The following is a 9136-nucleotide window of genomic DNA, read 5'->3' as shown; positions in this document are numbered from 1 at the left end:
TGAAGTTAGACTATTTCGTAGACACACCTTAAGGAACAACCTTTATAATATAGATATTAAATAAGGTCGAGGTGTGGCATGGGATCACAACGTGAAAGTTATGATGAGGAATTTAAACGCAAGACAGTTGAACACATGGAGTCTGCTAATAAGAGACCAATTGAAATTTCTAAGGAATTAAATATTCCTAAAAGTACCCTAAGTCGGTGGATTAAACAGTACGGCAGTAGAACTGTAGAATCTCAGTCTCAGGTGTTTGTAGACTATGAACGAATGAAGAAGTTGGAGCAAAGCATCCTCGAATTAAAAGAGGAAAATGAGATTTTAAAAAAGGCGATGCACTTCTTCACAAAGGACCCGTGCTGATTTATTCGTTTATTTATAAACACCGCTTCCAGTACCGGGTCGAGAAGATGTGCACCGTTTTAGAAGTCTCACGAAGCGGATATTACAAATGGATTAAGAGGGAACCTAGTGCTCGTGAAAAGCGCTTAAAAGCGCTAGATCGGAAGATAAGAAGACTGTTTAATCACTTTAAAAAACGCGCAGGAAGTCCGACGATTACAGCCGTATTAAGAAAAAATGGGACTGCGGTTTCTTCCAAAACGGTCAGTCGGCGTATGAAGGAAATGGGATTGAAGTCAATAACCGTAAGGAAAGTAACGGCTACGACGAATTCTAAACATGACTTGCCTGTGTTCGAAAATGTGTTAAATCGTCAGTTTACTGTGCTAGCGCCGAATAAAGCTTGGGTAACGGATATCACTTACATCCAGACGGGCGAGGGCTGGTTGTATTTGGCAAGCGTAATGGATTTGTACTCTCGCAGAATTGTAGGATTTTCAATGGGAGCTCGAATGACAAGGGAGCTCGTTTTAGACGCGCTAGAGAAGGCATATAAGCGTCGCAAGCCTGAGCCAGGATTAATTCATCACTCTGATCGTGGCTCTCAATACGCTAGTCATGACTACCGCGCAAAGTTACAAGAGTACAAAATGATTGGCAGCATGAGCCGTAAAGGAAATTGCTATGATAACGCTTGTATCGAGTCCTTCCATAGCACGTTGAAAAAAGAATTTGTGTACCAAACAAAATTTAAGACCCGTAAACAAGCCATGAGAGAACTCTATGCTTACATTGAGTTTGACTATAATCGACTACGACCACATTCTACTCTAGGATACGAGACGGCTCATCATTTCGAACAAATTTACTACAGAAATCAGGCTGTCTAATGCCGTGGTTGTTCCTTAATTTTGTGTCTACGCTATTGACAGAAGTACAAAAATGCTGATTCCGAGCATGAAATGGTGAAATAGCGGACCGTAGTTCCCCTTGGCGTGAAATTAGGCGGTTTTCAGCCATATAGCGGATCATAGTTCCCATTGGACTAAGAAATGACGCAGCGAGTATGTCTTCTAGACGAAAAGGAACTATGATCCGCTAATTGGTATGAATCAGGGGAAAAGCAGCACGAAAGGGAACTGAGGTACGCTATTTAAGTGGAAAATGCTGATTCCGAGCATGAAATGGTGAAATAGCGGACCGTAGTTCCCCTTGGCTTGAAATTGGACGGTTTTCAGCCATATAGCGGATCATAGTTCCCATTGGACTAAGAAATGACGCAGTGAGTTTGCAGAGAGTAGGTCTTATAAAGGAAAGGAAAGGAAAGGAAAGGAACTACGATCCGTCAGTCGGACGAGCCTCAGCAACCTAATCAGTTTAATCCCCCTCCCCTCATCAGCTATCTACCACATGCTACATGCTACATCCTGCATCTCTCATCTCTCATCTCTCATCTCTCATCGCTCATCTCTCATCCCACATACCTCATCGCTCGTCTCTCATCGCTCATCGCTCATGCCCCAATCTGAACTATAGCCCTTAAACAAAAAGTGACAGATTTAAGACACGTGTCGCCAAATTTCGTGTATAATGAATTTTCGATGCTCATTTTCATTGACCGTGGGTAAATTAATTGGCGAATGGAGTCTCTTTACATGAATCGGTTACGTGGTTTTCTGGGTTCTTATCATCCTATTGTACATACGCTGCTTCTAGGAACCGTGATGGCAAGGGCGGCGTCTTCCATGAGCTTGCCTTTTCTGGCGATTTATTTGGCCAGGCATACGTCGATGAGTGCCGTGATGATTGGTGTCGTCATTGGGATGGGGGCTTTGGCAGGTACTGTTGGCGGTTTTATTGGCGGTACCTTATCGGATCGCTTCGGCAGAAGAATCATTATGCTAGCCGCGCTTTTTGGCTGGGCTTTCGTATTTCTAGGTTTCAGTGTGGTGAAATTGCCTGTCCTTTTCATGTTGCTTAATATGCTGAATGGGTTATGCCGATCCTTCTATGAGCCGGTGTCGCAGGCGTTAATGGCCGATTTGACGAAACCGGAGAAAAGATTGAATGTATTTTCACTGCGCTATATGGCAATCAACGTCGGTGTTGCGGTTGGGCCGCTGTTGGGGGCGTTTTTTGCAACATGGAGCGGTGCACTGCCCTTTCTAATCACGGGAATCATTTATTTTATTTATGCGGTTACTCTATATGTACTGCTTATTGTATTCGGAATTAAGAAAATTGAAGGTGAGAAGAAATCACCGGTTACCTTTGGCTCTGCTTGGCGCGTCATTCGTAGTGATCTGACTTTCCGCTATTATATTTTGGGGGGCATTATTGGGGCAATCGGTTACTCGCAGGTGATGGTGACACTTTCACAGTATTTGGAAAAGAGCTTTGTCGATGGTGTGAAAATGTTTGCGATTCTTATGAGCGTGAATGCAATCGTCGTTATCGCCATGCAGATCCCTTTGACTCGGCTGGCTGAAAAATACACACCGCTTGCGGCAATTGTATTTGGCAATTTAATGTTTGCCTTTGGAGATGTTGGATTTGCTTTTTCGCATTCGCTCGTTTGGTTAATTTTATCCATGAGTATTTTTACCTTGGGAGAAATTTTGAATTACCCAGCCGCGAATATGCTTATTGATAAATTAGCGCCCGATCATATGCGGGGAACGTATTTTGGCGCTCAGACATTAACGAATATCGGTCATTTCATGGGGCCTTGGGTTGGCGGTTTTTTACTTGTCTCGTATGGCGGAAGTATGTTATTCAGCATTATGGCAGTGGTGACGATGACGGGCTCAATTTTCTATTGGAGAGGCACTCATCGTCAAAGGTTGCTAAAAACAGCGTCGAAAATGGAGATTTTGTGAAGAAAGCTCGAAAAATAGTTCTTAAGAACTATTCGAATTCAAAACAACTTCCCTTATTCTTGAGAGTGTAGATATGAGATAGGAACACGTATGTTACATCTTGTTACACATCTCGACAAAGGCAAAGCTGACGAAAGCCAGCGACGCAAAGCTAGAGGGGCTTCCTTGTCCTGAAAGGGGTAAGTTGCCAGCCAGCCGCCGAACGATTGGGTATTCAACATAGAACCCCTCCGATCGGATGATCATCGTGGGGTTTTTCTCTGTCATAACCAAATTTAAGTGTGAATAAGGAGGACCAAGCAGTATGCAGTCTGAACTCCATGAAGAACAAAAAATAACTTCTTTATGTGGCAATCATGTAGCCCGTTTGGTTCCATCCACGGATGGGCCAAAACTGATGATTAATCGAGAAGAATATGCCTTAAACGAAAGCTGTTGGGATGTTGAAATGTTTCAAGGGAGAAGCAACAGCATCTTGATTTTCTATTGGAAAGGCGAAGTTAAGCTTTCCGTCAAAATACCGCCGATCTCACAGATCGAAGCTTTCTTAACAAGATTATATCAATGCTTGACTTCCAAATTAAGAACGGTGCAGCCCATTTAGGCGAACCGTTCTTTTTTTTGTCAGATGTGACAAGGGTTTGTAAAGACAAAAGCATTGTCACGAATCGACAGAAGCTGATATAATAATGAATATATGGAATAGTAGTTCTTTAGAACTACGGCTAGGGGGCTTTACGAGCATGAGATTAATAACGCGTTCCGATTTTGATGGTTTAGTTTGTGCTATGCTATTTAAAAAAATGAACATGATCGATGAGATGAAATTCGTTCATCCCAAAGATATGCAGGACGGTTTAATCGAAGTAACCGAGAATGATATTCTGGCTAATGTGCCTTATGTGCCGGGCTGTGGCTTGTGGTTCGATCATCATTCCAGCGAACTGGAAAGAATGGGCGAAAAGGTTGAATTCAAAGGAGAAACGCGTATTGCCCCAAGCGCGGCTCGTGTCGTATATGATTATTATGGCGGCCAAGAAACCTTTGGCGACATCGATAATATTATGCAAGGCGTAGATAAAGCCGATTCAGCTCAGTTCAGCAAAGAGGACATTTTGAATCCAAGTGGATGGGATCTGCTTTCTTTTATAATGGATGCTCGGACAGGACTTGGTCGTTATCGCGATTATCGGATCAGCAATTATCAACTGATGGAACAGCTGGTTGAGCACTGTGCATCCAAATCCGTTGATGAAATCATGGAGCTGCCGGATGTCAAAGAGCGCGTGGCCCGTTATATGGAATTGGATGTTCTGTATCGTGAAATGCTTCAAACCTACACACGTACGGAGGGTAATGTCATTATTACCGATTTGCGCAATGTGGAGACTATTTATCCGGGCAACCGTTTCATGGTATATGCGCTATACCCTGAGCAAAATGTGTCAATTTGGATTGTGGATGGGCGCAATAAGCAAAACTGCGTTTTTGCTTGTGGTCATAGTATTGTGAACCGTTCATCTAAGACGAATATCGGTAATTTGATGCTTCAAAACGGAGGCGGCGGTCACCAAGCAGCAGGTACGTGTCAAATTGAGTATGATCGTGCCGAGGAAGTTTTGCAGAAAATAGTTGAAACGATGAGAGCTGACGGATAAAATAAATGAATCGAGCCGCAGGAGGGGGAGTTCCCATAATGCGGCTTTTTCAACAACGACACCGGAAAGGGGTTACGATGTGGAACTCGAACGCATTCACCATGTGGCGATTATCAGCTCCGACTATAGACGCTCTAAGCACTTCTATGTCGATTTGCTTGGCCTGACCATTATTCAAGAAACCTATCGGGCGGAACGGGACTCTTATAAATTGGATTTGCAAATTGGCGGGACGGAGCAGCAAATCGAGTTGTTTTCTTTTCCCAATCCGCCTCAGCGCGTGAATCAGCCAGAAGCACGTGGACTGCGACATCTAGCGTTTGTTGTCCGCAACATGGAACAAAGCGTAAGTGAACTGCAAAGCAAAGGAATTGAGGTGGAACCCGTGCGTATTGATCCCATTACGGGTAACAAATATACATTTTTTGCAGATCCGGACGGGCTGCCTTTAGAGTTGGTGGAACATGAGTAAGCAGAGTATGGAGAGAACAGAGCAAGAGCCAAAACTGAGTTTGGCCAAAGGCTGCTTGTGGGGCTTCGTCGTCATGATTCCCATCTGGGCATTATTCATATGGTTCTTTTTTATTAGATAATCTTTCGGGCTGGTGTGATACCGTTGAAGGTATCTTTTTTTTGCGTCGAAACCATCCCGATTCGTCGGAACGGATAGAGCTGCCCATCCTAGCTAGATTCCTGCAATTATGCATCCTTTTTGGTCGTGGAATGACCCAAATCAATATATTCCTGCGATTATGCAGGCTTTTGAAGCATTTGCTTGATTAGAGGATGGAAATGCGTGAAAAGCCTGCACAATCGCAGGCTTTTGCATATTTCAGCCAATTCCACCAGAATTACCTGCATTTTCGCAGGCTTTTGGACAGGGGAGCCTTCCCATTGATCGAATGAAGTGCCTTTTTCATTGCTAACAGCTCCTCGCATCCCTTTATTTCAGCATATCTCTTATAAAGGTTTGTTCGGTAAAAATTAAAAGCCTGCAAATCCCTCTTGAAGGGCTTGCAGGCTTTTAATTACTTCATATTCCCACTTTATTCCATTACAACGGCTACTTATCCGTGTGTTTGCGTGGCGGAAGCGGGCCAAGATATTGAAACAGATTACATTCAATCCGTCCGTTAAACAGTTTTCGCTTTTTATCTGCGCGACGGTTCATATAATGCTCGAGCTGTGTGCTCGGGCTCAAAATGAACATGCTCCATGACGGCATCGGAGCAGTAAGCGCGCCGAGCTGGCGCAGCGCCAGCTCCACATCTTGGGCCTCACCAAGCCGCTCCCCATAAGGGGGGTTGGTGATCAAGCAGCCATAGTCGCCGCGCGGGCGAGCCTTGGCCACAGGTTCCACGCGAAGCTGGAACTGTTTGGTCAAGCCGGCGGCTTTGGCTGCCGCCTCTGCCACTTCGATGGCAGAGGGATCGATGTCACTGCCGATGATGTTCAACGGAACATCGTCCTTCACGGCATCGAAGGCTTCGTCGCGAGCCTTGTCCCATAGCTTGCGCGGGATATTTCCCCACGCCTCGCTAGGGAAGCTGCGCCGCAGGCCTGGCGCAATATTCCAGCCGATCATGGCAGCCTCGATCGGGATGGTGCCCGAGCCGCAGAATGGATCGTAGAGCGGCCGGTCGACCTTCCAGCGGCTGAGCAGGATCATAGCCGCTGCCATGGTTTCCTTCAGCGGCGCTTCAGTTACAAGCTTGCGGTATCCGCGCTTGTGCAAGCTGGGGCCTGTCGTGTCGATGGTCAGCGTTGCGATATCGCCGAGAAGGGCGATTTCAATCACATAACGTGCCCCATTCTCCGGGAACCACTCGGTGCCGTAGCGGAGCTTCATTTTCTCTACAACGGCTTTTTTTACGATGCCTTGGCAGGCAGGAACGCTTGATAATTGTGACTTATGGGAACGCCCTTCAACAGGGAATTCAGCATCATTCGGAATCCAGTCCGGCCAAGCAAGCGCCTTCGTACCTTCGAAGAGCTCATCGAAGGTCAACGCTTTGAATTGGCCCATGAGGACTAAAATACGGTCAGCCGTACGCAGCCATAGATTGGCGCGGCAGATGGCAAGCTCATCTCCGATAAAGCGCACGCGTCCATTCTCGACGGTGACCTCGGAATAACCAAGATCACGAATCTCGCGGGCAACGATGGCTTCAAGTCCCATTGGGCAAGTTGCGATTAGTTCAATTTGTTGTGGCATGTTTGAATTCCTTCCATCCGGGTTGTGCATCGCTCATAAAACTCATACAATTAACAAGTATAGGACAAATAGGTTGCACTTACAAACGAAAACCTCAAAATGCAAGTTATGAGGTCTAAGGAGAGGATACCAGCATGGAGACAATTACGCCTGAAAGCTATATGGAAGGCTTGTATGAAGAGGATGAAGTTCTTGCACGCGTACAAGAAGTCATTCGCACGCACAATATGCCGGAGATCTCGATTGCTCCCGGTTACGGTAGACTTTTGACCATGATGGTTACGATGATTGGCGCTAAGAAGGTACTGGAAATCGGGGCGCTTGGCGGTTATAGCGGAATTTGTTTGGCTCGAGGCTTGAAGGAGGGCGGTAAGCTGATATCGCTTGAGTTGAAGCAGGAGTTTGCCGAGGTAGCGAAGCAGAATGTGACGGATGCCGGGCTTGGAGCGTTTGTCGATTACCGTATCGGTGAAGCGTTGGTTCATCTGAATGAGCTGCTTGCACAAGGGGAGCGGTTTGACTTCTTCTTCATTGATGCAGACAAGGTCAATTATCCGAATTACTTGGAGCTTGCCATCCAACTAGCGAATCCAGGTGCCATTATTGCCGGCGATAATACATTGATGCGAGGCAAAGTCGTGGATGCTAACCAGAACAAAACATCCGTTCAAGCTATGCGGAAGTTCAACCAGTCCATCGCTAGCGATCCGCGTTTGGAAAGCACCATCCTTCCGGCTTATGATGGATTGGCGCTTGCCAGAGTCAGATAGGCAAACGTATTTCGGTTAGCAAGCACAATAACCTTCAAGCCCGCAGTGTAAATGGGTTTGAAGGTTATTGTGCTGCTTAGAATCAAGAAGCTTTTTGGTCAATTATATAGAGATCATTTAAGTCAATGTTGTTGGGCGTGATGGGCTTTAACTGTGTGATTGGGGTTGCAGGCTGCGGCGTCGAAATTGGGTTCGTGGTTTGATGCTTTTTGAATGGGACGGCGCTGAGGCCATTCCAATAAATAAACAGCACTTCAGCACATAAGACGATCAATACAATTTTGCGCCAGTTCAAATTCATGAATGAGATCCTCACTTTCAATGATAGACCTATATTAACATATTGTGGAAGTAATTCCCACGATTATTTCATTTCCTCCTACATGATTTTTATTTGAGTCTTCGTTTATTTATGCACGAAGCCTGTCGTAATTTCAAGTTCATATCGCTGACTTTCCGGCATCTGAGCTTCGTAAGCCAATTTAACAGCGAGAGTAATGTCGTACGGAACGCGGACGAATTGTATGGAGAAGCCGGCTTGCTCCGTGGGATCCTTCTCACCTTCGATAATGCAGTAGCCAGCCTGCGGTATGCCGTCATAGGGTGTTCCCACGCTTCCTACATTAAAAAGCATCAGACCGCTGCTGGCGAGGCTCTGAGATGACTTTTCCGATGGGTTCTTGAGCGTAAGCAGATAAGGAATATGAATGTCGCCATAACCGACGATTTCCGGCTGCTTTCCGTCTGGCGCTTCGCCTGTCATTTCGGTATTCTGAAACATCGCTAAGCGCTCCTTCTTTGACGCTTTGCGTTTCACCCGGTGATAAACGCTTTGCGCAGAAGCGTGGAATAAACGGAAACTTTTGCCGCTGATAGATAAGTCCACAGAAAAGGGGAGCTGCTTCAAATAGGCAAGACGCAATTCGCCAAGCTGTTTTTGATGCCATAAGCCTGAAGGTTGATCCTGCGGAAGAGTTATCCCAAGATCCCAGTTTCCTTGAACAACGACTTCACATACGGCTTGGATACGGTCAACAACCGCAGCGGAATCAGGTCCTTTGCCAACGAGATCCCCCAGACACATAATGCGCTTTATTCCACGACGTTCGATATCGGTAAGGACAGCTTCCAGCGCAGGTAAATTTCCATGAATATCCGAAATAATTGCTATTTTCTCCAACATACAAGGCTTCCTTTCTTTGCGTAACGTGCGGTGTATTCTTATTGCTTCTGTTATACCACATAGCGTCCCATCTGAAAATGTGAGAA

8 protein-coding genes, 1 pseudogene and 1 riboswitch are annotated in these 9136 nt (G+C 45.7%); of the genes and pseudogenes, 6 read left to right on the top strand and 3 right to left on the bottom strand.

What is annotated here, in order from left to right; genetic code table 11:
• The first annotated feature begins 78 nt into the window (after positions 1 to 78).
• From BC351_RS16495 to gloA2, 5 genes and pseudogenes are all read left to right on the top strand, one after another.
• Positions 79 to 1235: pseudogene (locus BC351_RS16495) on the top strand (IS3 family transposase).
• A 765-nt stretch (positions 1236 to 2000) separates the two neighbouring features.
• Entirely contained in the window at positions 2001 to 3224 is a 1224-nt protein-coding gene (locus tag BC351_RS16490; RefSeq protein WP_079413830.1) for an MDR family MFS transporter, read from the top strand.
• 110 nt (positions 3225 to 3334) lie between these two features.
• A riboswitch (cyclic di-GMP riboswitch) is annotated at positions 3335 to 3427 on the top strand.
• Between the two features lie 101 nt (positions 3428 to 3528).
• Entirely contained in the window at positions 3529 to 3828 is a 300-nt protein-coding gene (locus BC351_RS16485; protein ID WP_079413829.1) for a hypothetical protein, read from the top strand.
• 139 nt (positions 3829 to 3967) lie between these two features.
• The gene (locus BC351_RS16480; protein WP_079413828.1) at positions 3968 to 4882 is read left to right on the top strand and encodes a DHH family phosphoesterase; all 915 of its coding nucleotides are present in this window, start codon (positions 3968 to 3970) and stop codon (positions 4880 to 4882) included.
• 79 nt (positions 4883 to 4961) lie between these two features.
• A complete protein-coding gene (gene gloA2 / locus BC351_RS16475) occupies positions 4962 to 5354 on the top strand; it encodes an SMU1112c/YaeR family gloxylase I-like metalloprotein (RefSeq protein WP_079413827.1) in 393 nt (130 codons plus the stop codon).
• Between the two features lie 591 nt (positions 5355 to 5945).
• Here the strand turns inward: gloA2 and BC351_RS16465 are convergent.
• A complete protein-coding gene (locus tag BC351_RS16465; RefSeq protein ID WP_079413825.1) occupies positions 5946 to 7097 on the bottom strand; it encodes a THUMP domain-containing class I SAM-dependent RNA methyltransferase in 1152 nt (383 codons plus the stop codon).
• A 134-nt stretch (positions 7098 to 7231) separates the two neighbouring features.
• Between BC351_RS16465 and BC351_RS16460 the strand changes: the two genes are divergently transcribed.
• A complete protein-coding gene (locus BC351_RS16460) occupies positions 7232 to 7867 on the top strand; it encodes an O-methyltransferase (RefSeq protein ID WP_079413824.1) in 636 nt (211 codons plus the stop codon).
• 82 nt (positions 7868 to 7949) lie between these two features.
• Here BC351_RS16460 and BC351_RS16455 read toward each other — a convergent pair whose 3' ends face one another.
• Positions 7950 to 8168, bottom strand: a complete 219-nt coding sequence (locus BC351_RS16455; protein ID WP_079413823.1) for a hypothetical protein — start codon at positions 8166 to 8168, stop codon at positions 7950 to 7952.
• Between the two features lie 105 nt (positions 8169 to 8273).
• Positions 8274 to 9047, bottom strand: coding sequence for a metallophosphoesterase family protein (locus BC351_RS16450; RefSeq protein WP_079413844.1), 774 nt, complete (start codon positions 9045 to 9047; stop codon positions 8274 to 8276).
• Positions 9048 to 9136 lie beyond the last annotated feature (89 nt).

Source organism: Paenibacillus ferrarius (genome assembly GCF_002027705.1).
GTDB classification, from domain to species: domain Bacteria; phylum Bacillota; class Bacilli; order Paenibacillales; family NBRC-103111; genus Paenibacillus_E; species Paenibacillus_E ferrarius.
Note: the sequence above shows the minus strand (reverse complement) of the source record. Positions and strands in the feature narration are given on the sequence as shown.

Coding starts and splice junctions, on each gene's coding strand:
- BC351_RS16490 (WP_079413830.1), top strand. CDS start 2,001: ATGAATCGGTTACGTGGTTTTCTGGGTTCTTATCATCCTATTGTACAT.
- BC351_RS16485 (WP_079413829.1), top strand. CDS start 3,529: ATGCAGTCTGAACTCCATGAAGAACAAAAAATAACTTCTTTATGTGGC.
- BC351_RS16480 (WP_079413828.1), top strand. CDS start 3,968: ATGAGATTAATAACGCGTTCCGATTTTGATGGTTTAGTTTGTGCTATG.
- BC351_RS16465 (WP_079413825.1), bottom strand. CDS start 7,097: ATGCCACAACAAATTGAACTAATCGCAACTTGCCCAATGGGACTTGAA.
- BC351_RS16460 (WP_079413824.1), top strand. CDS start 7,232: ATGGAGACAATTACGCCTGAAAGCTATATGGAAGGCTTGTATGAAGAG.
- BC351_RS16455 (WP_079413823.1), bottom strand. CDS start 8,168: ATGAATTTGAACTGGCGCAAAATTGTATTGATCGTCTTATGTGCTGAA.